This is a genomic window from Shewanella aegiceratis, assembly GCF_019457495.1.
GTDB lineage: Bacteria > Pseudomonadota > Gammaproteobacteria > Enterobacterales > Shewanellaceae > Shewanella > Shewanella loihica.
In genome coordinates this window covers 808,595-829,648 of the sequence record NZ_CP080416.1, presented here as the reverse complement: position 1 = coordinate 829,648, position 21,054 = coordinate 808,595, and the positions used below count along the sequence as shown (strand labels likewise).

Genomic DNA, 21,054 nt, shown 5'->3' with positions numbered 1-21,054 from the left:
ACTGGCAAGCAAATACGGCTTTCGAGCCAACCAAGTTACAGATTAAGCGCCACAGCTAAATCCCGCCCCTAGGCCCCAGCCCCCCATGGGGCCTGGTAATTCACATATAATTCACGCCCCTCCCCCTAGACTCTTGTCCTAGCCTGAATTTTTTTATCTTTGCACCAGATTTTAGGTGCCGATAGGACACTTTTCTATGTCGATTGCTAAGTCATTAGACACTGCTAGCTCACCCGCCTTCTGGCGCTATCATCTCATGCTGCCCGCCGTCTGCTTCCTGCTGGCCGTCAGCCTGATAGAGCTATTTCATCTGGATATCGCCCTGGGTCAGTGGCTATTTCGTCTCGAGGGCGGCGTCGATGGCTGGCCGCTACGCAACGCCTGGGTCACAGAGAATCTGATCCATGTCGGCGGTCGTAACTTAGTGATCTTACTTGGCGTCACCGTCCTCACCCTGCTGGGACTGAGCTATAAGAAACCTGCCCTGGCCAGCTATCGCAGAGGCCTGGTGTTTCTCTTCATGAGTGTGCTGAGCAGCGTACTGCTGGTGAGGCTGGGCAAGTCGTTCGTACACCTGGACTGCCCCTGGCATCTGAAGATCTTCGGTGGCCGCGCGGATTATTTCTCGCTGTTCTCGGGTCAGTTTGATGCCAATTCGCCGGGTCAGTGTTTCCCTGCCGGTCACTCCAGCGGCGGCTATGCCTGGGTGGCGCTCTATTTCTTCGCCCTGGCCTACGCGCCGCGCTATCGTTGGTTCGGCCTTGGTTTCGGTCTGCTGCTTGGGCTCACCTTCGGCATCGCCCAGCAGCTCAGGGGCGCCCACTTCATCTCCCACGATGTCTGGACCCTCACCATCTCCTGGTTCTCGGCGCTGACCTGGTATTACGCCCTCTTCCTGCGTCGCCAGCCTGAGCCCTCTGTTAGCCCGGCACTGGAAACCGCTCAAGGCTAACAGGATAGGGGGTAATCCCCCTTAACGGGCCAGACGGTGGCCGAGATCCATGCGATGATCCGGCCCCAGATGATATTGGTTATCCCCGCGCCCCTTGGCGATATACATGGCCTGATCGGCCACATGCAGCAGCGCATCCATGTGGCCGGCATGGTCCGGATAGATGGCGAAACCTATGCTGGCCGCTATTCCCCTGCCGGTCTGAATAACAGGCTCAGCGAATCGCTCAAACAGCGCCTCGGCCAGACGCGCCGCCTCCTCATCTAACGGCTTATCCGCCGGCCACTGGGGCAATAGCATCACAAACTCATCACCGCCGATGCGGGCCACCAGATCCCCTGGCCCCTTGAGGCTATGCAGCCTGGTAGCCGCCGTCATCAAGACGCGATCCCCCACCTGATGCCCCAGGCTATCGTTGATCGCCTTAAACTGATTGAGATCGATGAAGATAAGTCCCAGGCGACCACCACACTGCGACGCCGCGCGAATCGCCTCACTCAGGCGTAGCTCGAGTTGCAGCCGGTTGGGCAGTCCGGTTAGGGGGTCCTGGTGGGCCATCTTTTCGAGCTTATGGTGCAGCGCCTTCTCTTGGGTAATATCGCGCACCACGCCCACCATCTTCAGCAGCTGGCCATCGCTATCCTTCACCAGGTTGCCCGTCTCGCGCACCCAGTGCACAGAGCTATCGGGCCAGAGGATGCGATACTCCTCGTCATGGTTCTCGCCGGTGGCGATGCAGCGCGCCTCTCCCGCCTTCACCTTGTCACGATCCTCGGGGTGCACCCTGGAGTAGAAGAACTCATAGCTAGGGGTGACCTCCCCCAGCTTGTAACCGAAGATGCCGAAGATGGCATCGGACCAATAGAGGGTGTCAGTGCCCACCTGCCAGTCCCAGGTGCCTATCTTAGCGAAATACTGGCTGTGGTGATAACGGGCAATATCCTGACGAATGTCCTGTGCCAGGTTGTGATGACGCACCAAGAGCAGCAGTCCCCTGGGCTCACGGGCCAAGCGGGTAAAGCTTAAGATCTCATGGCCTAGGTTCAGGCTGGTGCCAAGCTGACGATCGGCAAACACCAGCAGCTGCTCACCGCTGGAATCCTTGAGCCAGAGGCTGAGGGGCAGCCCAGAGAGGTCACTCCCCTCGGCCTTCATCAAGGCCGCGGCCTGGGTGTTATGAGCCGAGATCTTCGCCTGTTCGTCAATAAGGATCAGACCATCCTCGATAGAGTTTTCCAAGGTAGAAAAGTCGACGCCGGGGCGCCTGCGCATATAGCGCAGAGCAAGCATGTATGTCGCAACGGCTATCAGGCCGATAGCCAGGAATATAATGAAAAGAAGCGAAAGCGACATCTCAGCCATGGCGCAGGCCTGACTGAATTAAAGCCGCTGACGAAATAAATAACGGAATCGCTAATGCAAAAGCAAACCGGCTCGCCGCCAGCGTAGCAATGGGTTGTCGAAACAGAAACGAGTGCATAGCAGCCTCCACCAGGGTAGCTGGCCAGAACTCATGCTAATACTCATGCCGTCACTCCTGTCATCACTCGTGTCAGGAATTAAAGCAATAGCCTTATAGATCCAGCCTAACTTCTGCCTACTAGCTAAGCATCAAAGCGTGATGCTGCCAAGCACTTTTACATAAAAATAAGCCGCTTAGGCCTCAACCGGCCCTGGCAACCTGCGGGCGATCATCTTGTTAATCAGACGTCCCAGGTAGGCCCCCAAGACCATGGTCGCCATAAACGCTAGCGCCATGGGATCCAGGCTCGCCAGATTGACCACGGCAGGCCCAGGGCAGATGCCGAGCATCCCCCAGCCAAGGCCGAACAGGGCGGCGCCAACGATCAGCGGCCCATCGATGCGGGTCTTGCTGGGCAGATGGTATTGGCTGTCCAGCACAGGGCCTTGATAGCGCGCCATCCTGGGTTTTACCCACAGCAGATAGACGGGCAGATAGACCCCAAGGGCGCCGCCCATCACCAGCATCAGGCTAGGATCCCAATGGCCGTTGACCACGCCACTGATATCTAAGAAGGCAAGCACCTTGGCGGGATCCGCGAGGCCGGAGAGCAGCAGACCGGCACCAAACAACAGGCCCGAGAGTAAGGCAAATAAGTTGCGCATAGCCCCTCCTAGTTCAGCAGCACGGCGGCGATGACGCCCACCAGCATAAAGACCAGGGTCGCGGCGATGGAGCGCGGCGACAGACGGCCTATGCCGCAGATGCCATGGCCACTGGTACAGCCGTTACCTAGGCTGCAGCCGAGTCCAACCAGTAGCGCCGACAGCAGCAGGGTTGGCGCGGCTATCCCACGCTCACTCAGCACCACAGGTTCGATAGCCAGCCAAGCCTTGAAAGGCTCGGCCAGCAGCAGGCCACTGAGCACCAGACCCGCGAGAAAATAGAACTGCCAGCCAAACAGGCCCGAGCCGCGGCGCCACAGGGCGCCAGAGATAATACCGCTGATACCGGCGATGCGGCCGTTAACCACCAGGAGCAGGCTTGCCGCCAAGCCAATCAAGAGACCACCGCACAGGGCGATAGCGAGTGATGAAAACATCGAGTACCTCTTTCATCTGTCGCAAAGGGAATGAGACGGGACAGGATGCCCCGCCTTAAGTATTGTTAAATCATTTATCAATAAGGCGTTTACACGCTGGCGAACTTGTAGGTGCGGTAGCCGCCAATCAGGTTGCGGGCACGGTAGCCATTGTTGACCAGCTGACGATAGGCCACGTTGCCCCGCAGACCCACCTGACAGAAGATGATGATCTCCTTATCTTTTGGCAGCTCATGCATGCGATCGCGCAGCTCATCCACGGGAATATTAACCGCGCCTTCCAGGCCGCCATTCTGCAGCTCGCCAGGGTTACGCACATCCAGCAGCAGCTGATCTTCACTGAGATTGTCTATCTGGTCGAAATGGATCGGCGTCGCATCGCCCTTGATGATGTTGCTGGCCACGAAGGCCGCCTGATTGATCACATCTTTGGCACTGCCATAGGGCGGCGCGTAGCTAAGCTCCAGGTGCTGCAGCTGCTCAACCGTCATGCCGGCGCGCTGGGCCACCGCCATCACATCGATACGCTTGTCGATACCATCCTTACCCACGGCCTGTGCGCCTAAGATGGTGCCCTTAACCGGGTCGAACAGCAGCTTGAAGGAGACCACCTCGGCGCCAGGATAGTAGCTGGCGTGGCTGGCGGTATGCACATACACCTTCTCGAAGGCGATACCCGATTGCTTGAGCTGCTTCTCGTTCTTGCCCGTAGCACCCACCGCAAGATCGAACACCTTACAGATCGCCGTACCCTGGGTGCCCTGATACTGCTCCTCACGGCCAAACATGTTGTCGGCCGCCATACGGCCCTGACGGTTCGCCGGGCCCGCCAGCGGCACCAGACAGGCCTGGCCGGTCACAAAGTCTTGCTCTTCGACGGCGTCACCCACGGCGTAGATGGCGGGATCGCTGGTCTGCATCATGGCGTTGACCTTGATGCCACCAAGCTCGCCAATCGCTAACCCGGCATCGCGGGCCAGCTGAGTCTCGGGACGCACGCCAATGGCCATGATTAATAGATCTGTCTCCAGCAGCTCGCCGTTGCTCAGGGTCAGACTTAAGTGCCCCTTGATGTGCTGATGGGCCGTGTCTTCACCGGCGGCGTCACTGGCCACATGGGTCTGCACCTGGTAGCTCACCTCTGACAGGGCCGTACCCAGACGCAGATCTACGCCCTGGTCACGGATTGCCTGATGAGCAAAGCCCGCCATCTCGCGATCCACAGGTGTCATCACCTGATCGGCAAGCTCAAGCAAAGTGGTCTTGATCCCCAGATGATGCAGTGACTCCATCATCTCCAGACCGATAAAGCCACCGCCAACCACAGTGGCATGCTCGACATTGTTCATCTGAATCGTCTGCAAGATCCTATCCATGTCGGGAATGTTGCGCAGGGAGTGGGTGAGCGGATTATCCACACCCGGGATCGGCGGCACGATTGGCGCCGCGCCAGGGCTGAGCAGCAGGGTGTCATAACTTTCCTGGTATTCGCTGCCATCGAGCAGTCGTCTGACGGTCACCAACTTGGCGGCGCGATCTATGGCGACCACCTCATGCTTAACCCGCACCTCGACATTGAATCTGGCCTTGAAGCTCTCTGGCGTCTGCAGTACTAAGGCGCTGCGCTGAGCGATCTCACCACTGATATGATAAGGCAGGCCGCAGTTGGCAAAGGAGACATACTCGCCGCGCTCAAACATAATGATTTCAGCAGTTTCGCTGAGTCTACGCGCCCTTGCCGCCGCCGATGCGCCGCCCGCGACGCCACCAATGATCAGTATCTTCTTCATCTCAATGCTTCTCCTACTGCACTAAACAGACCTTGGCCGAAAGTGTATTACATTCGCCATTACATGCAAATTCCTTTTATTAGAAAAATCTAAGCGAAAGATGAAAACAGTGATCTCAATGGCAAAGTGAGCAAGACTTTATTAAATATTGTCCACCTTTATCCCGAGGATAAAACTCAGTTTGCCCTTTACAGGCCCTGGCCAGCCACATAAGATCCAGCCAGTCCACGCAAAAGAAAGAGTCCTCGATGACCAAATTAACCATTACCCGACCCGACGACTGGCATGTTCACCTACGCGATGGTGACGTGCTGACCGATACCGTAAGAGACACTGGCCGCTACATGGGCCGCGCCATCATCATGCCTAACCTGGTGCCACCGGCCACCAATGTCGACTCGGCACTGGCCTACTATGAGCGCATCAAGGCGGTCTGCACCACTAACTTCGAGCCGCTGATGGTGCTCTACCTCACCGACAACACCACGGCCGAAGATATCCGCGCCGCCAAGGCGTCGGGCAAGGTGGTTGCCGCCAAGCTATACCCTGCGGGCGCGACCACTAACTCAGACTCGGGCGTCACTGATGTGAAGAACATCTACCCTGTGCTGGAAGCGATGCAGGAAGTGGGCATGCTCTTCCTGGTACACGGCGAAGTGACAGATTCGAGCATCGACATCTTCGATCGCGAGGCCACCTTCATCAACAACACCCTTAAGCAGGTAGTTGCCGACTTCCCGTCACTCAAGATAGTGCTGGAACATATCACCACCAAAGATGCGGTGGATTTCATCATGGGCGCCTCCGACAACGTGGCCGCCACCATCACGGCCCATCACCTGCTCTACAACCGTAACCATATGCTGGCCGGTGGTATTCGTCCGCACTTCTACTGTCTGCCTATCCTGAAGCGCAACACCCATCAGCAGGCCCTGCTGGCGGCGGCCGCCAGTGGCAGCAAGAAGTTCTTCCTGGGCACAGATTCGGCGCCCCACGCCAAGGACCGTAAAGAGGCCGCCTGTGGCTGCGCCGGTTCTTACACGGCTCACGCCGCCATCGAGCTCTACGCCGAGGCGTTCGAATCGGTGGGCGCCCTAGATAAGTTAGAGGCCTTCGCCAGCTTCAACGGCCCAGACTTCTACGGTCTGCCGCGCAACACAGACAGCATCACACTAGTGAAACGCAGCTGGGAGGTGCCCGCCACCTATCCGCTGGGTGACACAGGTGTGGTACCTATCCGCGCCGGTGAAACCATCGACTGGCAGGTGGAAGACTAACAGCGTTAATACACTGCTTTGCCAGATAAAAAACACCGCCAATTGGCGGTGTTTTTGTCTCTAAAATTCTTGTTTAAGCAGCTTGTCTAGGCGCTTACCTGCCCGAGCTGCTGAGCCTGATCATAGGGCAGCCAGATCCGTACCAGCAGTCCCTTGTGCTCGCGGTTGTGCAGGCTGATGCGGCCATCGTGTGCTTCGATGATCTCCCTACACAAGGGCAGGCCAAGGCCGGTACCCGACTGTTTGGTTGAATAGAAAGGCAGCAGCGCCTGAGTCAATACCTCCGGCGACATGCCGCTGCCCTCATCGGTTATCTCGATAGTCACCCCGTCGCTGCCATCGGCCAGGCCTTGCTCCCTGACGCTTAGGCTTACCGACTCCTCGGGCGAGCCGGACTCATGGGCGTTCTTGAGTAGATTCAGCAGCACCTGCTCCAGCTGAATCAGGTCGAAATAGCCGCTGCGTAGTGGCAGCTCGCCCACCAGACTGAAACGGAAATGCTCGGCCAGTTGAGTCACCAACTTGTGCCAATCCACCTCGCTCTTCTTGGGCAGGGGCAGCTTGGCGAAGCGGGCATAGTTGAAGATAAACTGGCTCAGGTGGCTGGTCCTGTCCTCTATGGTATCGAAGATAAGCTTAAGCTTAGGGTCATCCAGCGGCTCGGTGAGCTTGCGGCCCGAATTGACCATAGAAGCGATGGGCGCCACCGAGTTGTTAAGCTCGTGGCTGATGATGCGGATCACCTTCTTCCATACCGCCACCTCCTGACGGTTCAGCTCACGGGTCATCTGCTTGAGCAGAATCAGGTGGTGATACTGACCGTTGAGCAGGAAGCGTCCACGGGAGAGATGCCAGGTCTCATCTTCGCCGCCCTCCTCCACACTCGCCAGGGTAAACAGGCCGCCCTTGGGATTGTTGACCGCGCCGGCCAGCTCCTCGCTGACGCCGTTCAGCAACTCATCTAACATGCTGCCCTCGATGCGCGCCCCCTGGGCAAACAGGTGGCGGGCGGCGTCATTGGCGTAGATGATGCGCTGGCGATCGTCCAGCAGCACCATGACGTTAGGCGAGCTTTGGATCACCTTATCCAGCAGCAGCTCACGCTGATAGATATACTGACGCTCGCGGCGCAGCACGGCCGCCGACTCGTTAAACAGGCTGGCCAGCGCCTTGAGCTGGCTGTCGCCCGTCACAGGAATGTTGACGCTGAAATCATTGTCTTTGATGTTGAGCAGCCCCACCTCCAGCGCCTTGAGGCTGGTCGACAGCCCTCGGGTCAGCCAGCGGCTGAGCAGCCAGGCAAAGCCGCCGGACAGCAATAGGCAGGCGACTATCAGCTCAGGCGCCACCGCCTGATACAGCTCGGGCGCCAGTATCTTGAGCAGCAGGATGAACAGGGCAAGGGCCAGCTGACTGACAATCACATTGCCCCAGATGAGCTTAGTGCGCAGCGTCGGCATTATTTCTCAATCCCAAATTTTTCCATGCGGCGATAGAGCGCCTGACGACTCAGTCCCAGGGACTTGGCCACCCGGGCGATCACCCCATTATGCTCCGCCAGGGCCAGCTCGATATCGGCCCCCGTAGGCTCACCGCGGCTAGCTGAATCAACCGTGGGTGCTCTGTCTGATTCAAGCTCTGAAGCTACTCTAACCTCGGTCTGAAAATCACTCTGAGTCTGTTGCGACCCGTTAGATGCACTAACAGGCAGCGCGCCGCTCACAGGATTTAAACCATTCACAGGCTTCAAGCCAAAGTCGGCCATGGTCAGCATGGGGCTGGCGGCCAGGATCACCGCCCGCTTACAGGCGTTCTCCAGCTCGCGCACATTGCCCGGCCAAGGGTAGCTCACCAGCGCCTGCTGGGTGGGCTTACTCAGGCTAAAGTCCTGACCGATGAAGTGATTCACCAGGGGCAGGATATCGTCCTGGCGCTGATTGAGAGGCGGCAAGGCCAGCTCGATCACATTGAGGCGATAGAAGAGATCCTCGCGGAAACGACCGCTGGCGATATCCTCGGCAAGATCCGCATTGGTGGCGCTGATCACCCGCACCTTGACCTTACGGGTCTGATGGCTGCCCAGACGCTCGAACTCGCCGGTCTGCAACACCCGCAGCAGCTTCACCTGACCCGACAGCGGCAGGTTGCCTATCTCGTCGAGAAACAGGGTGCCACCGTCGGCTGCCTCGAAGCGGCCGATGCGCGCCTTGTTGGCCCCGGTAAAGGCGCCCGCCTCGGCGCCAAACAGCTCTGCCTCCAGCAGCTCCATCGGCAGTGCGCCGATATTCACCTTAATGAAGGGCTTATGTTTGAGGGGGGAGTTGGCGTGCAGTATGTCCGCCAGCTTGTCCTTACCGGCGCCGTTGGGGCCGGTGATCAACACGGATACGTCGGACTTGGCTATCTGCAGCGCCAGATCGATACAGCGCTGCATGGCGCCGCTGCCGAAGACGATGCCACAGAGATCGGCATCCTTGATCGCCGACATCCGCTGATGCTCGGAGCGGGCCAGCTGCGAATTCTGCCGCGACAGGGCGTGGAGGGATATCAGGTTGTTGACGCTGTTGAGCAGCTTATCGTCGTCCCAGGGCTTGCCCATGTAATCGGCGGCGCCCTCCTTCACCAGCTCCACCGCCAGCTCCAGCTGGGTCCAGGCGGTCAGGAGTATGATGGGCAGCTGCGGCTGGCAGGCACGGATATCGTAGAACAGGCGCTTGCCCTCCTCGCCCGAGGTGGTGTCCTGGGTGAAGTTCATATCCTGGATCACCAGGGCGATCTCCTGCTCGGCCACCAGGCCCAGCGCCTCCTCCGGGGAGAAACAAGTTAGGGTCTTAAATCCATTGAGTTCGAGCATCAGGGAGAGCGCACTGCATACTGCCTGATTGTCGTCGACGATGAGAATCGTATCCATATATTCTTATTAACTTTTTACTTGCAGAGCAACAAACTAACCGAAAGCGCCGCCGATGAAAAGGGCAAACGCTTTCGGTGTCTTTTGTTTAGCGCCGTGAGTTAAAGACTAGGCTTAGACGCTGCGGGTCGCCATGGCCGGCGAGATGTTCGCCGCCTTGCGCGCCGGCAGTACCACGGCCACTGTGGTCACCAGCATCATGCCGACTACCGTCATGAGCGGGTAGAGCAGGTTGAGCTGCGGCAGATCATAGTACTTCATCAGCTGCTGCCCCAGCAGCACCGCCAGGCTGGCCCCTAATATCCCACCCGAGAGACAGATGAGGTAGTTCTCCACCAGGAAGAGGCTGAGGATATCCCCCTTGGTCGCTCCCAAGGCGCGGCGAGTACCTATCTGCTTGGTGCGGCGCTGGATATTGAACATCACCATACCGGTCAGGCCTAGGCTAGTGATCAACAGCAGCAGGACCACCATCATGGAGAGCACGGTTATCATCAGCTCGTGATCTCGGTAGGAGCGCTTCTTCACCTCGGCGACAGACTGGAAGTCATCGATCACCCGATTAGGATTCTCCTTCATCAAGGCCTTGGTGATGGCATCTTGCAACGCCTCATGCTGGCCGGGCTCCGCACGCACCATATAGCTATAACCCGCAAAATCGACGTTGTGGATCACACTGTATTCAAGCTCATCGCTGTCGACCCAGGCGCCCTGAAACTTCTCCACCACGCCTATCACCTCTAGCTGCTCATCATCTACATAGAGCAACTTGCCGATGGCCGACTCACCCGGCCATACCGCCTCACCAAACGCCTTGGAGATGATCGCCAGCTTACCGGGATCGTTGACGCTCTTATTGATCTCATCGGCGTAGAAGTTGCGTCCCTCGATGAGCTTGAGCCCAAGCGTCTTAACCGTATGCTCTGTGCCCAGGTACATGGCAAACTGTGGTGTTGACTTGGCCGTCTCTGGATCTGGTCCCAGGTTGAGGGTACTCGACCAACCACTGCCGCTCAGGGGCAACATGTTGGTAGAGGTGGCCGCCTGCACGTTAGGCAAACCGCGCAGGATCTGCTGATCTATCTTGTTCTGCTGCTCGATATCTATGCTGGGATCGAAGTTAAACACACTAAAGGTCAACACCTCCTCTTCATTAATCCCTGAGTCACGCTGCATCAGCTCGAGACGCTCATGGATGATGAAACTGGCGTTGGCGACTATGGCCACCGACAGGATAATCTGCACCAGTAGCAATACCGGGCCACTCTTACTGCGGAGCAAGCTGCTAAAAATTGGTTTAATGTTAAGCATTTTCAATCCCTTATTGGCTCTTCAAGTAGACACTTGGTTTAGTGCGACACACCACCCAGGCAGGATAGAGTCCGGCCAGCAGTGCGGTGCCCACGGCGATGGTTGGGGTGATCAACCACATGCTCATGGAGAGATGGGTCAGTCCCTCGGAGACGCCGAAGCGTGCCGACAGGGCGTAGAGGGCGCCCCAGGCCCATAGCAGTCCCACCAGGCCACCAAACAGGCCGATGACCCCCACTTCCACCATGTACTGAGAGAAGATCTGTGCCCGGCTGGCCCCGATGGCACGTCTGACACCCACCTCGGGCGCACGCTTGAGAAACTTGGTCAGCATCAGGCCGAGAATATTGATCAGGCAGACGCTGAGGAACAAGGCGCTCAGTCCCACCAGAATCTTGTTATCTTCAGGCACCACATGGCTGCGCTCCAACCAGCCGGCGACATCAGACATGAGCACTGAATCCACAGGTGACTTGTTATCGGTGAAACGGCCCAACTCCTTCTGCTGCTCCACATAGTTGGCCAGATAGCTCTTGTAGGCGGCGCGATCTTCACTCGTTGGCAGATAGGTCCAGTACTCCAACCACACCTTCTCCGAATTCAACCTGTCCTGATAGTTGTTCATCGGCTCATGTTTCCAACCCGACGAGTTGCCCCAGACGCTAAACTCTTCGTTTGCCGCCAGCGAAAATGGAATATAGATCTGCTCCGATTTGGCGAAGGCGCCACTGGTCGGATCGTAATACTTAGGCTGAGGATTCCAGTCGCCAATCACACCCACCACCTGATAGGGCTTACGGTTGAGGTAGATGGTCTTGCCCACACTATTCTCGCCGCCAAACAGCTTCTGGTTAAGTTTCTCGCCGATCACCGCCTGATAGGCAGGGTCGAGATCCACCGCCTTGTCCCAGCGATTACCAAAGACAAAGGGCACCTCAAACATCTTGAAGAAGTCGCCATCGGTCACCCTGATGCCCTGCAATCTTGGCAACACCTCAGGATCGTCTGTCTGCACCGCCATGCCACTACGGAACATGGCCGCCTGGGCCGGGGCCACATTGCCCTTACGCAGGTTCATCGCATCCTGATAGGTGACCAGGCGATGAAAGTCGTCCCAGGAATCCGGGCCCTGTGACCAGAGTTGAATCGCGTAAAGCTGCTCAGAGCGCTCGCCGGCCGGGTTATAGGCCATCATGCTGTAGACGTTAAGCGTGGTGATGGTAATGCCTATCCCCACAGAGATGGCCAGCACCATGAGCAGCGACAGAATCGGCGTCTTGCGTATGCTGCGCCAGGCCAGATCGACGTAATATAGAAACATGCTTGCTCTCCTTAGCTGGCCACTTTTTCGGCCGTATCGACCAGGTGCGACTGACCGCCCTGGTACAGGGTGAAGTCACACACCTGGCCGTCGACGATCTGAATGTTGCGCTGGGCGCGACGTGCCAACTCGGGATCGTGAGTCACCATGATGATGGTGGTGCCCGCCTTGTTGATCTCTTCTAAAAGCTCCATCACCTGACGAGCCATCAGGCTGTCCAAGTTACCTGTTGGCTCGTCGGCGAGGAGAAATCTTGGTTCGCCAGCCAAGGCGCGGGCAATCGCCACACGCTGCTGCTGACCACCGGAAAGTTGTGATGGCAGATGCTTCATACGTGCCCCCAGACCCACTTGCTCCAGCGCGGCCTTCACGCGGCGCTGACGCTCCTTGGCGTTGAAGCCGCGATAGCGCAGCGGCACCTCGACATTCTCCGCCAGGTTAAGGTCTGGGATCAGGTTAAAGCCCTGAAAGATAAAGCCTATCTTCTCGTTGCGAATGGCGGCCGCCTTGTTATCGCTCAGGTTAGAGATGTTGACATCGTCCAGATGATATTCGCCGTTGGTAAAGCCTTCTAGCAGGCCGGCGATGTTGAGAAAGGTCGTCTTACCCGAGCCAGACGGCCCGGTGACGGCGACAAACTCACCTTCCTTAACCTCGAGATTGAAATCCCGTAACGCATGGGTTTCCACCAAATCCGTTTTAAACACCTTGTTGATATTTTTCATCGTTAACATGGGTTGTATCCTTTGTTTTTGTATCGCGTTATTCAGTTTGTTATTGCGCCTATGCCCGGACGAACTAGGACAATCGGGCCAATAACCATTGAGTTAAATCACCGCCAACTCTGGCGACGTCGGGAAGTTGGTTACTATCGACCGGCTGCCCGTGCATGCCGGTCGCTTCTAATATGTTGAGCCCGAGCAGAAACCAATCTGAGGCATCCTGGGTATAGACCTGAGTCGCCACCAGCAGGAGCAGTAAGGCCAGTCCTGCGACCACTCGTTCTGGATGTAGCTTTATCATCAGGGTCTTCATCGCTTAGCTCCTTAGCGGATCAATACTTGTTCGGCGTTCTTAAAGGCGTCGGTGGATGAGATGATCCACTGATCGCCAACCTCGCCGCCCGAGACCACCTCTATGTGGCTCATGCTGCGGGCACCCAGTTGGATCTCGGTGCGCTCGGCCAGGTCGTTCTTGACGGCATAGACCAGGGTGCCGCCGCCACTGTTGACGAAGGGACCACGCTTGACCATGAGCACGTCGGGACGGTTTTCCAATAGGACGCGGGCCGACAGACGCTGGTTCTGACGCAGGTGCAGGGCAGCTTGCTGTTCGAAGCGCACTCGGGTTGTCACCTCACGGTTACGTACCTCGGGAGAGATGGCCGACAGCTTACCCATCACCAGTTGGCCACCGAAGTTAAGCTCCACATCCATGCCAATCCCCAGCTCATCGGCGTAGGACTCTGGCACCGCCAGCTCGGCCTCGAAGGCACTCAGATCCACTACTGTCAATATGGGCTGGCTCTGGCTGATACGGGCCTTCTGTTCCGTCAGCCAGTTACCTATGATGCCGCCGACGGGGGCCGTGATGTTCAGCGCCGCCACCTGACGTTCAAGCTCGGCGACCACCAGGGCCTGACGATCCACCTCTGAGGCCTTGTTCTTCAGCTCAAAACTCAAGGTATCTTTCATCAGCTCGGCTTCCTGCTGGGCGTGAGCGTAGAGCAGCTTGGCCTTGTGCAGCTCATCCTTGCTCTTTTCATAATCTATCTTGGAGATCAGGCTAGACTCGATCAGCTGGTCGCCACGGCGACTCTCGCGATCCGCCGCCTCGAGATCTACCTTGGCCATATCCAGGGTCTGTATCGCCTTGAGCTGATCGCGGCGGGCGTCGAGACGGGCACGCTCCAGGCTGCTCTGCATCCCTTCCAGCAGCGCCTGCTGCTGCTTGAGGTTGTTGGTCAGGCTGTGGCTCTCTATGGTGGCGACCACTTGGCCCTGCTCCACCTTGTCACCCGGGTTGGCGATTAGGGTTACTGTGCCCTTCTCTGGGGCGTAGAGGATAGGGGCGTTGGCGGCGACTATCTTGCCGGTAGAGGCGATATCACGCACTAAGGTGCCGCGCTCCAGAGTGGCAAAACGCAGCTCGCTACGGTCGATAGACTCGCTCACGCTGCTGCCGCTGACGCTGGCCCACACCAGACCAGAAACCAGGAGAACGCCTGCGCCGATAGTGACAGGCCATTTGATGCGACGTCCCAGGCTGGGGGCAACTTGCTTATCTTGTGCGCTGGTATCTTTAATCATTGTTTATCCCTAACAGTGTCCGTTACTCGACCGAGTCGATTTCTGCCCATTAGGTTTACAATTGCCGTGCCAACTTTTATATTCACTAATTTTCAATGATTTAGATGAAGATGTCCGCTAGACCTCCCATGAAAGTGTCCGCGGACACCCGCAAAAGTGTCCGGTCATTTTCCCCGAGTGTCCGCATATGAGGAAAGCCGGACAGATGAGAAAGTACGGACATAGGAGAAAGCCGGGTAGAGCGTTAAAACACTTAGAAGATTAGCGAGCTAGTAAGCGGCAGCCCCTCTCTCTAAAAGTACAGGGCTGCGCTCATGGCGAACCCACTGAGTGGGCATTGAGGAAGGAGTTAAAACGCCCGGGCGAAGATGGCAAAGGCGGCGATAATGGCCACGAACCAGGAAAGGGAACGCAGGGTGCTCTTATCCAGCAGGTAGAGGAGATGATAGGCACATCTTGCCAGCGCATGCACCAGGGCTAACAGACCGACAGTGTCGTCGACCTTGTCCCGTGCAATCACGGTCAGCGCCGCCACGGCGAAGATCAGCAGGGACTCGAAGGCGTTCTGATGGGCTGCCAAGGCGCGGGCGCCGAAGCCGGTCAGCTGAGCCTGCTGAGTTCTGGGATAGGCATTGTCATAGCCACCCTGCTTTGCCATCGCCATGGCCACGGGCACCTTGGCCAGGTAGGGAAGCAACATGGCAAAGAGTAGGCAGGCCAGTAGCATAGTCATCATTTATCTCCTTATTGTTTAGCGCATTGTTTTAGCTTTAGTTTTAATTTTAGTTTGTGTTTATCTCGCCTTGTCCAGGGCCTTGCACAAAGATTCAATCCCTAAGATGGCCCTTGGAGTCGCCCGATGCAAGAGGTCGGCATCCAGTTGATAGATGTGGCGCTGCTTCACCGCCGGGATCTCCTGCCAGGCAGACCAGTCGATGCCGCGCACATTACCCTCGTCCTGACTCTGCAATATCACCTGAGGTTGCTTGAGCAGCACAGCCTCCAGGCTCACCTGGGGATACTCGTTGCCCGCGTCGCTAAACACATTCTCGCCGTGGCAGACCTGGATGATCTGCTCTATCCAGCTGCCCTCGGCCACCGTCATCAGGGGCACTGACCAGAGCTGATAGAAGACCCGCACCGGCGCCTTGGCCCGGTTCTCCTTACTGAGTGCCTTGAGGCCGATAAGGTACTGCTCGGCCACCCGCTGCGCCTCAACCTCCTTGCCGGTCAGCTTGCCCAGCGCCAGCAGATCGTCTGCCACCGCCTCCAACGTCTTAGGGTCGCTGTTATAGATGGGATAACCCAGCTGGGTCAGGCGCTCGATATCCTCGCGCTTGTTGCCACCGCCCCAGATGACAATCAGATCCGGGTCGAGCTCGATAACTTTCTCTATCTGTATGCCGTAGTAGCCACCGATCCGCGGGATAGCCTTGGCCGCATCGGGAAAATCGGCATGATCTGTGGTCGCGACTACACTGTCCCCCGCTCCTATGCTAAACAGCATCTCCACCCCATGGGGCGACAGGGCGATGATCCGCTTCGCAGGCGCCGCCTTAAGCCCAGGCACACACAGCAACAAGGCCAACATCAGCCACAGCTTAACCCTCATCTTCATCTATTCATTTTCCCTTTATTAATATCTATCCAGCCGATCACCGCAGGAGAATTTCAATCTGTTTGCTTCTGTGGCTAAGCCCGCGCAGACAATACCGCCACAGGAGCAAACAGGCAGAAAGCCAAATTGCGTCATGAAGTGCTTCAGTGCAAGGCGCCCCGCAATGAACGGCGAAGACATACCTACCGGTAGGCGAGCCGTGAATGAGGACGCAACGCCGCAATTGAGCACTGCAATAGCAATTTTTAGTAGTCAAAGCCGAGTTGGGCTTTAACGCCGTGATCGAATGCATGCTTTATGGGCTGCACCTCACTCACGGTATCCGCAAGCTCCAAAATCGCCCTGTGACAGGCGCGCCCCGTGATGATCACATGCTGCATGGGCGGACGGTTCTTGAGCGCCGTCAGCACCCTGTCCAGATCAAGATAGTGATAGCTCACCATGTAGGTGAGTTCGTCCAGCAGCACTATGTCTATGGTGTCGTCGCTCAGTAGGGTCTCGGCCGCCTCCCAGGCACTCAGCGCCGCCAGGGTATCCTTCTCTCTGTCCTGGGTCTCCCAGGTAAAGCCGGTGGCCATCACATGAAACTCGACCCCCACCTTCTCCAGCACGGCGCGCTCACCGCAAGGCCAGTTGCCCTTGATAAATTGCACTACGGCGGCCTTCTTGCCATGACCGACGGCACGGGTGATGTTACCGAAACCTGCTGTGGTCTTGCCCTTGCCATTGCCCGTCATCACCAGCAGCACGCCCTTCTCTGTCTGGGCCTTGGCGATCTTGGCGTCCACCGCCTCCTTCACCTTCTGCTGGCGCGCCTTATGACGCTCGGCCTTATGATTTTCCGCCTGATTTTCCGCCTGATTTTCCGCCTGCTTATCCGCGCTCATCTTCTCTCCTCTCATTAATTATTCTTGTTTGGTCGCCTTAGTGGCGTCTCGGCGAGGATGGCGCTCAGCCTCGCCATGTCCAGATGCTCGGCCAGGGTATCGGCCAGGCGATCTAACTGTGCCTGTTTGATCGCCTCGGGATCGACGGCGGCCGCACTGCTGAGCCCAGCCCAGCCAAGGAGCAGCGCACAGGCCTCTGGGCTGTCGAACAGACCATGCAGATAGCTGCCCAGGATCTGGTCATCCTGAGACAGGCAGCCCTCGTTAAACTGATTACCCTCGTCACTCTCTAGGACAAGGGGCTTGGTCGCCTTAGATAACAGCGTGGAGCGGCCACAGTGGATCTCATAGCCTGCTATGCTTGCGCGCTCACCCGCCAGATTTATCGTGCCTTTAACCTGAGCCAGATGTTTGTTTGGGGTCAGCTCTGTGACTATGGGCAGTAGCCCCAGGCCATCGCTGTCGCCAGCCTCGCCCTCGACCCCTTGGGGATCTTCGATGGCCAGCCCCAACATCTGATAACCGCCACAGATGCCGATCACCTTGCCGCCATATCTCAGGTGGCGCTTAAGGGCGCGATCCCAGCCCTGTTCGACCATAATGGCTAAGTCCTGCCGCACGCTCTTGCTACCGGGCAGTATGATGAGATCGACATCAATTGCCTGACCGTCGTAGGCCTCGTTTACCTGTTGATAGCGAAAGTCGATATCCGGATGCAGCCTGAGAGGATCGAAATCTGTGTGATTACTGATGCGGGGAAAGACCAGCACCAACACCCGAAAGCGGGTGTTGCCACTGCTCACCTGACGGGCATCCAGGGCATCCTCGGCCTCCAGGTGCAGATCATTAAGATAGGGCAAGACGCCCAGCACGGGCTTGTCTATCCTGGCTTCTAACCAATCCAGGCCGGGCTTAAGCAGGGAGATGTCACCGCGAAAACGATTGATCACCACACCTCTGACTCTGGCCTGCTCCGATGCAGACAGCAGCGCCAGGGTGCCGACGATATGGGCGAACACCCCGCCCTTGTCGATGTCGGCGATCAGGATCACCGGGCAGTCCACCGCCTCGGCGAAGCCCATATTGGCGATATCCCCCTCACGCAGGTTGATCTCCGCCGGACTGCCCGCCCCTTCCACCAAGATCAGCTCATACTGCCGCTCCAGGCGTGACAGCGAGTCCAGCACAGCCGCCATCGCCTTGGTGCGATAGCCCTGGCTGTCTTTGCCAAAATAGGTCTGGGCCTCCATGTGGGACAGGGCCTTGCCCTGCACTATCACCTGGGAGCTGGTGTCCGAGTTAGGTTTGAGCAATATGGGATTAAAGTCTGTGTGGGGGGCGAGGTAACAGGCCTCGGCCTGCAGCGCCTGGGCGCGGCCTATCTCACCGCCGTCAAGGGTCACCGCGCTGTTGAGCGCCATGTTTTGCGGCTTGAAAGGCGCCACTCTGCGCCCCTGACGGGCGAAGTAGCGGCACAGGCCCGCCACCAGGGTGCTCTTGCCCGCATCCGAGGTAGTGCCCTGTACCATCAAGATATTGCCACTCGTCTCTTGATTGCTATTGCCCTGCTTGCCCTGCTTGCCCTGCTTGCTCTGTTTACTCGGATTGCGCTGATTACTTAAGTCATCTGGTGTCATTGGCTTCTCTTCCTATTCCTTGGCGCCCTGGCTCGTCTCATCCTTGAGGATCAGCGGCAGACCGGCGGTGACCAAGACCACCTGCTGGGCTCGCTGAGCTATCGCCTGATGCAGCCAACCCGCCTCGTCGACGAAGCGGCGACTCAAGGGGTCGGCCGGTACCACGCCGCAGCCCACCTCATTGCTGATCAGCACGACAGCTCCTGGCGCAGTTTCCAAGGCTTGCAGCAGCGCCGCCTTGGCGACCGGCCAGTCATCGCCCTCGAGTAGCTGATTGGTGAGCCAGAGGGTGAGGCAATCGACTAAGATCACCCGTTTCTCCCTGGCGTGAGTTTCGATACAGGCACTCAAGTGTAGCGGACACTCCAGGGTCTGCCAGGGCAAACCATCCTCTTGGCGCTCATCCTGGTGGCGGGCGATACGCGCGCGCATCTCCTCATCCAGCCCTTGGGCGGTGGCCACGAACAGGCACTCATACCCCTTGGCCACATAATCGGCCACCAGAGAAAGGCCATGGCGAGACTTGCCACTGCGGGCGCCGCCTAGAACCAGGTGCATCATAGGCTGATCACCAGGATAAACAGGTAACAGAGCAGCTCGATCACCTGCTGGGTCGCCCCCAGCACGTCGCCTGTATAGCCGCCGATCTGACGGCGATAACTGCGCACCAGCAGCTGGCGCGACGCCAGCAACACCAGACAGAGCGAGAGCGCCGAGGCGATACCGCTGAGCCACAGGGTGAGGACGCCCGTCAGCAGCAAAATTCCGAGCTCATTTGGGGTCTGCGACTGGGCCAGAGGTTTGCTCTTGCTGCTGTCGTCATCACGCACATAGGTCTCGGTGAAGATTAAGGAGGCCGCTACCATACGGCTCAGGCAGTGGCCCACCACCAAGGCTGCCATCACGAGATCGCCATCGAATAGAGCGATCTCACTGAGCAGCACAAACTTGAACAGCAGGCTCATCATCAGGGCCAGCACGCCATAGGTGCCGACGCGCGAGTCTTTCATTATGGTGAGCTTATCCTGCACCTGCCAGCCGCCACCGAATCCGTCGGCGGTATCCGCCAGGCCATCCTCGTGAAAGCCGCCGGTGAGCAGCAGCCCGGCCACCATGGCGAGCAGGATGGCGACGCTAATGGGCAATACCTGAGTCGCCAGGCTATAGACCAGGGCGCAGAGGCCACCGACAAGCACGCCGACCAGGGCGAAGTAACGGCTGGCCTGATTGAGCCGCTCATTATCGACCTTCACCCAGGCCGGCATGGGGATCCGGGTAAAGAAGCCCATGGCGATAAAAAACAGGTTTAACTCTCTGGCAAACATCTTCGCGCTTTCCCTTTTGGTTCCTTAGATTGCTATTGCCGCTAAATCGAAATACCCATCTCTTCGAGGGAGGCCATCTCGTTGTAAAACTTGGCCGCCGCCTGCACCAGGGGCACCGCCAGCGCCGCCCCGGTCCCCTCACCGAGACGCAGTCCGAGGGACAAGAGCGGCTGGGCATTGAGATGCTCCAGCATCAGTTTGTGGCCGCGCTCGCCGGACTCGTGGGCGAAGATCATATAGTCCCGCGCCTGAGGCGCTATCGTCACCGCCGCCAGGGCCGCCGCCGTGGCAATAAAACCGTCGATCAGCACCAGCATCTTCAGCTCCGCCGCTGCTAGGATGGCGCCTGTCATCTGCACTATCTCGAACCCGCCCAGACAGGCCAATACCCCATAGGGATCGCCCAGTTGCTCCCGGTGCAGAAACAGCGCCTGCTCCACCAGCATCTGCTTGCGCGCCAGGGTGGCAGCATCTATGCCTGTGCCCCGGCCGACACACTCGGCCGCCTCGCGCCCCATCAGCGCCGCCATAATGGCTGCCGCCGAGCTGGTGTTGCCTATGCCCATCTCACCGAAGGCGATTAGGTTACAGCCGCGGCCGTGATGCAGCGCGACCCGCTCCCTGGCCATGGCAAAGCCCTGCTTGACCGCGCCCAGAGTCATGGCGGGTTCGCGATGAATCGCACCTGTGCCCGCCCCCAGCCTGTGATTGATGAGCTTGGGTTGATCTGTGATCTCAAGGGCGATGCCGCAGTCGATCACCTCCATGGTGACTCCAGCCTGAGCACAGAAGAGATTAATTGCCGCGCCGCCCTTGAGGAAATTCATCACCATCTGAGTGGTCACCTCGCTGGGGGCGATAGAGACCCCCGAGGCGGCGATGCCATGATCGCCGGCAAACACCAGCAGGGTTGGTTTGGTTATTTGCGGCTTGTCGGGCCCCAGCACCCGGGCGATAGTCATCGCCAGGGTCTCGAGCGCGCCGAGGGCGCCCAGTGGCTTGGTCTTAGTGTCTATCTTCTGCTGGATCTTGGCATCGAACTCGCTACTTACCACAGTGACTTCAAACATACTGGTACCTCATATCGCTCGCCCTCGTTCTCGATTCATTGCAATCCACACCTTCTTTGCTGGCATAGTTCAATACTCTTCT

The 21,054-nt window shown here is 58.0% G+C and carries 20 protein-coding genes; 2 read left to right on the top strand and 18 right to left on the bottom strand.

Annotated features, from left to right (window positions below; all coding sequences use genetic code 11):
• Nucleotides 1-196 precede the first annotated feature (196 nt).
• Nucleotides 197-952 (top strand): phosphatase PAP2 family protein, encoded by a 756-nt coding sequence (locus K0H80_RS03720; RefSeq protein WP_220073145.1) that lies wholly within the window; start codon nt 197-199, stop codon nt 950-952.
• Nucleotides 953-973: 21 nt separating this feature from the next.
• Here K0H80_RS03720 and K0H80_RS03715 read toward each other — a convergent pair whose 3' ends face one another.
• The 4 genes from K0H80_RS03715 to K0H80_RS03700 all read right to left on the bottom strand — a co-directional run bounded on the left by K0H80_RS03715 (nt 974) and on the right by K0H80_RS03700 (nt 5,306).
• Nucleotides 974-2,242 carry a diguanylate cyclase domain-containing protein gene (locus K0H80_RS03715; RefSeq protein WP_220073144.1) on the bottom strand — a complete coding sequence of 423 codons (1,269 nt, stop codon included), beginning with the start codon at nt 2,240-2,242 and terminating at the stop codon, nt 974-976.
• Nucleotides 2,243-2,608: 366 nt separating this feature from the next.
• On the bottom strand, nt 2,609-3,079 hold the full coding sequence (locus K0H80_RS03710; RefSeq protein WP_220073143.1) for a YeeE/YedE family protein: 471 nt from the start codon (nt 3,077-3,079) through the stop codon (nt 2,609-2,611).
• Between the two features lie 8 nt (nt 3,080-3,087).
• On the bottom strand, nt 3,088-3,516 hold the full coding sequence (locus K0H80_RS03705) for a YeeE/YedE family protein (protein ID WP_220073142.1): 429 nt from the start codon (nt 3,514-3,516) through the stop codon (nt 3,088-3,090).
• A gap of 89 nt (nt 3,517-3,605) precedes the next feature.
• On the bottom strand, nt 3,606-5,306 hold the full coding sequence (locus K0H80_RS03700) for an FAD-dependent oxidoreductase (RefSeq protein WP_220073141.1): 1,701 nt from the start codon (nt 5,304-5,306) through the stop codon (nt 3,606-3,608).
• Nucleotides 5,307-5,554: 248 nt separating this feature from the next.
• Here K0H80_RS03700 and pyrC point away from each other — a divergent pair, with 248 nt between their 5' ends.
• A complete protein-coding gene (gene pyrC, locus K0H80_RS03695; RefSeq protein ID WP_220073140.1) occupies nt 5,555-6,583 on the top strand; it encodes a dihydroorotase in 1,029 nt (342 codons plus the stop codon).
• An 86-nt stretch (nt 6,584-6,669) separates the two neighbouring features.
• On the opposite strand, the gene K0H80_RS03690 is transcribed toward pyrC, so the two are convergent.
• From K0H80_RS03690 to cobT, 14 genes are all read right to left on the bottom strand, one after another.
• Nucleotides 6,670-8,043 carry a sensor histidine kinase gene (locus K0H80_RS03690; protein ID WP_220073139.1) on the bottom strand — a complete coding sequence of 458 codons (1,374 nt, stop codon included), beginning with the start codon at nt 8,041-8,043 and terminating at the stop codon, nt 6,670-6,672.
• Nucleotides 8,043-9,494, bottom strand: coding sequence for a sigma-54-dependent transcriptional regulator (locus tag K0H80_RS03685; protein ID WP_220073138.1), 1,452 nt, complete (start codon nt 9,492-9,494; stop codon nt 8,043-8,045). The genes K0H80_RS03690 and K0H80_RS03685 overlap by 1 nt, the downstream gene beginning before the upstream one ends.
• 114 nt (nt 9,495-9,608) lie before the next feature.
• Nucleotides 9,609-10,805 carry an ABC transporter permease gene (locus tag K0H80_RS03680; RefSeq protein WP_220073137.1) on the bottom strand — a complete coding sequence of 399 codons (1,197 nt, stop codon included), beginning with the start codon at nt 10,803-10,805 and terminating at the stop codon, nt 9,609-9,611.
• Between the two features lie 10 nt (nt 10,806-10,815).
• Entirely contained in the window at nt 10,816-12,126 is a 1,311-nt protein-coding gene (locus K0H80_RS03675) for an ABC transporter permease (protein WP_220073136.1), read from the bottom strand.
• A gap of 11 nt (nt 12,127-12,137) precedes the next feature.
• Complete coding sequence (locus tag K0H80_RS03670) at nt 12,138-12,860, bottom strand: ABC transporter ATP-binding protein (protein ID WP_011864529.1); 723 nt, start codon at nt 12,858-12,860, stop codon at nt 12,138-12,140.
• Nucleotides 12,861-12,924: 64 nt separating this feature from the next.
• Nucleotides 12,925-13,161 (bottom strand): hypothetical protein, encoded by a 237-nt coding sequence (locus K0H80_RS03665; protein WP_220044297.1) that lies wholly within the window; start codon nt 13,159-13,161, stop codon nt 12,925-12,927.
• An 11-nt stretch (nt 13,162-13,172) separates the two neighbouring features.
• Nucleotides 13,173-14,435 carry an efflux RND transporter periplasmic adaptor subunit gene (locus K0H80_RS03660; protein ID WP_220073135.1) on the bottom strand — a complete coding sequence of 421 codons (1,263 nt, stop codon included), beginning with the start codon at nt 14,433-14,435 and terminating at the stop codon, nt 13,173-13,175.
• Between the two features lie 349 nt (nt 14,436-14,784).
• Nucleotides 14,785-15,168 (bottom strand): MAPEG family protein, encoded by a 384-nt coding sequence (locus K0H80_RS03655; RefSeq protein WP_220073908.1) that lies wholly within the window; start codon nt 15,166-15,168, stop codon nt 14,785-14,787.
• A gap of 60 nt (nt 15,169-15,228) precedes the next feature.
• Entirely contained in the window at nt 15,229-16,053 is an 825-nt protein-coding gene (locus tag K0H80_RS03650; protein WP_220073134.1) for a cobalamin-binding protein, read from the bottom strand.
• Nucleotides 16,054-16,298: 245 nt separating this feature from the next.
• Nucleotides 16,299-16,940, bottom strand: a complete 642-nt coding sequence (cobO, locus tag K0H80_RS03645) for a cob(I)yrinic acid a,c-diamide adenosyltransferase (protein ID WP_220073133.1) — start codon at nt 16,938-16,940, stop codon at nt 16,299-16,301.
• A gap of 14 nt (nt 16,941-16,954) precedes the next feature.
• The gene (locus K0H80_RS03640) at nt 16,955-18,577 is read right to left on the bottom strand and encodes a cobyric acid synthase (RefSeq protein ID WP_220073132.1); all 1,623 of its coding nucleotides are present in this window, start codon (nt 18,575-18,577) and stop codon (nt 16,955-16,957) included.
• 12 nt (nt 18,578-18,589) lie between these two features.
• On the bottom strand, nt 18,590-19,138 hold the full coding sequence (gene cobU, locus K0H80_RS03635; protein ID WP_220073131.1) for a bifunctional adenosylcobinamide kinase/adenosylcobinamide-phosphate guanylyltransferase: 549 nt from the start codon (nt 19,136-19,138) through the stop codon (nt 18,590-18,592).
• Nucleotides 19,135-19,902 (bottom strand): adenosylcobinamide-GDP ribazoletransferase, encoded by a 768-nt coding sequence (locus K0H80_RS03630; RefSeq protein WP_220073130.1) that lies wholly within the window; start codon nt 19,900-19,902, stop codon nt 19,135-19,137. Before K0H80_RS03630 ends, cobU begins: the two co-directional genes overlap by 4 nt.
• 41 nt (nt 19,903-19,943) lie before the next feature.
• On the bottom strand, nt 19,944-20,972 hold the full coding sequence (cobT, locus tag K0H80_RS03625) for a nicotinate-nucleotide--dimethylbenzimidazole phosphoribosyltransferase (RefSeq protein ID WP_220073129.1): 1,029 nt from the start codon (nt 20,970-20,972) through the stop codon (nt 19,944-19,946).
• Between the last annotated feature and the right edge of the window lie 82 nt (nt 20,973-21,054).

Excerpts from the sequence above, each read along its gene's own strand:
- cobO (WP_220073133.1), bottom strand. The coding sequence starts at position 16,940 with ATGAGCGCGGATAAGCAGGCGGAAAATCAGGCGGAAAATCAGGCGGAA.
- K0H80_RS03665 (WP_220044297.1), bottom strand. The coding sequence starts at position 13,161 with ATGAAGACCCTGATGATAAAGCTACATCCAGAACGAGTGGTCGCAGGA.
- K0H80_RS03675 (WP_220073136.1), bottom strand. The coding sequence starts at position 12,126 with ATGTTTCTATATTACGTCGATCTGGCCTGGCGCAGCATACGCAAGACG.
- K0H80_RS03720 (WP_220073145.1), top strand. The coding sequence starts at position 197 with ATGTCGATTGCTAAGTCATTAGACACTGCTAGCTCACCCGCCTTCTGG.
- K0H80_RS03715 (WP_220073144.1), bottom strand. The coding sequence starts at position 2,242 with ATGCTTGCTCTGCGCTATATGCGCAGGCGCCCCGGCGTCGACTTTTCT.
- K0H80_RS03640 (WP_220073132.1), bottom strand. The coding sequence starts at position 18,577 with ATGACACCAGATGACTTAAGTAATCAGCGCAATCCGAGTAAACAGAGC.
- pyrC (WP_220073140.1), top strand. The coding sequence starts at position 5,555 with ATGACCAAATTAACCATTACCCGACCCGACGACTGGCATGTTCACCTA.
- K0H80_RS03680 (WP_220073137.1), bottom strand. The coding sequence starts at position 10,805 with ATGCTTAACATTAAACCAATTTTTAGCAGCTTGCTCCGCAGTAAGAGT.
- K0H80_RS03685 (WP_220073138.1), bottom strand. The coding sequence starts at position 9,494 with ATGGATACGATTCTCATCGTCGACGACAATCAGGCAGTATGCAGTGCG.
- K0H80_RS03710 (WP_220073143.1), bottom strand. The coding sequence starts at position 3,079 with ATGCGCAACTTATTTGCCTTACTCTCGGGCCTGTTGTTTGGTGCCGGT.
- K0H80_RS03660 (WP_220073135.1), bottom strand. The coding sequence starts at position 14,435 with ATGATTAAAGATACCAGCGCACAAGATAAGCAAGTTGCCCCCAGCCTG.
- K0H80_RS03705 (WP_220073142.1), bottom strand. The coding sequence starts at position 3,516 with ATGTTTTCATCACTCGCTATCGCCCTGTGCGGTGGTCTCTTGATTGGC.
- K0H80_RS03690 (WP_220073139.1), bottom strand. The coding sequence starts at position 8,043 with ATGCCGACGCTGCGCACTAAGCTCATCTGGGGCAATGTGATTGTCAGT.
- K0H80_RS03650 (WP_220073134.1), bottom strand. The coding sequence starts at position 16,053 with ATGAAGATGAGGGTTAAGCTGTGGCTGATGTTGGCCTTGTTGCTGTGT.
- K0H80_RS03655 (WP_220073908.1), bottom strand. The coding sequence starts at position 15,168 with ATGACTATGCTACTGGCCTGCCTACTCTTTGCCATGTTGCTTCCCTAC.
- cobT (WP_220073129.1), bottom strand. The coding sequence starts at position 20,972 with ATGTTTGAAGTCACTGTGGTAAGTAGCGAGTTCGATGCCAAGATCCAG.
- cobU (WP_220073131.1), bottom strand. The coding sequence starts at position 19,138 with ATGATGCACCTGGTTCTAGGCGGCGCCCGCAGTGGCAAGTCTCGCCAT.
- K0H80_RS03700 (WP_220073141.1), bottom strand. The coding sequence starts at position 5,306 with ATGAAGAAGATACTGATCATTGGTGGCGTCGCGGGCGGCGCATCGGCG.
- K0H80_RS03670 (WP_011864529.1), bottom strand. The coding sequence starts at position 12,860 with ATGTTAACGATGAAAAATATCAACAAGGTGTTTAAAACGGATTTGGTG.
- K0H80_RS03630 (WP_220073130.1), bottom strand. The coding sequence starts at position 19,902 with ATGTTTGCCAGAGAGTTAAACCTGTTTTTTATCGCCATGGGCTTCTTT.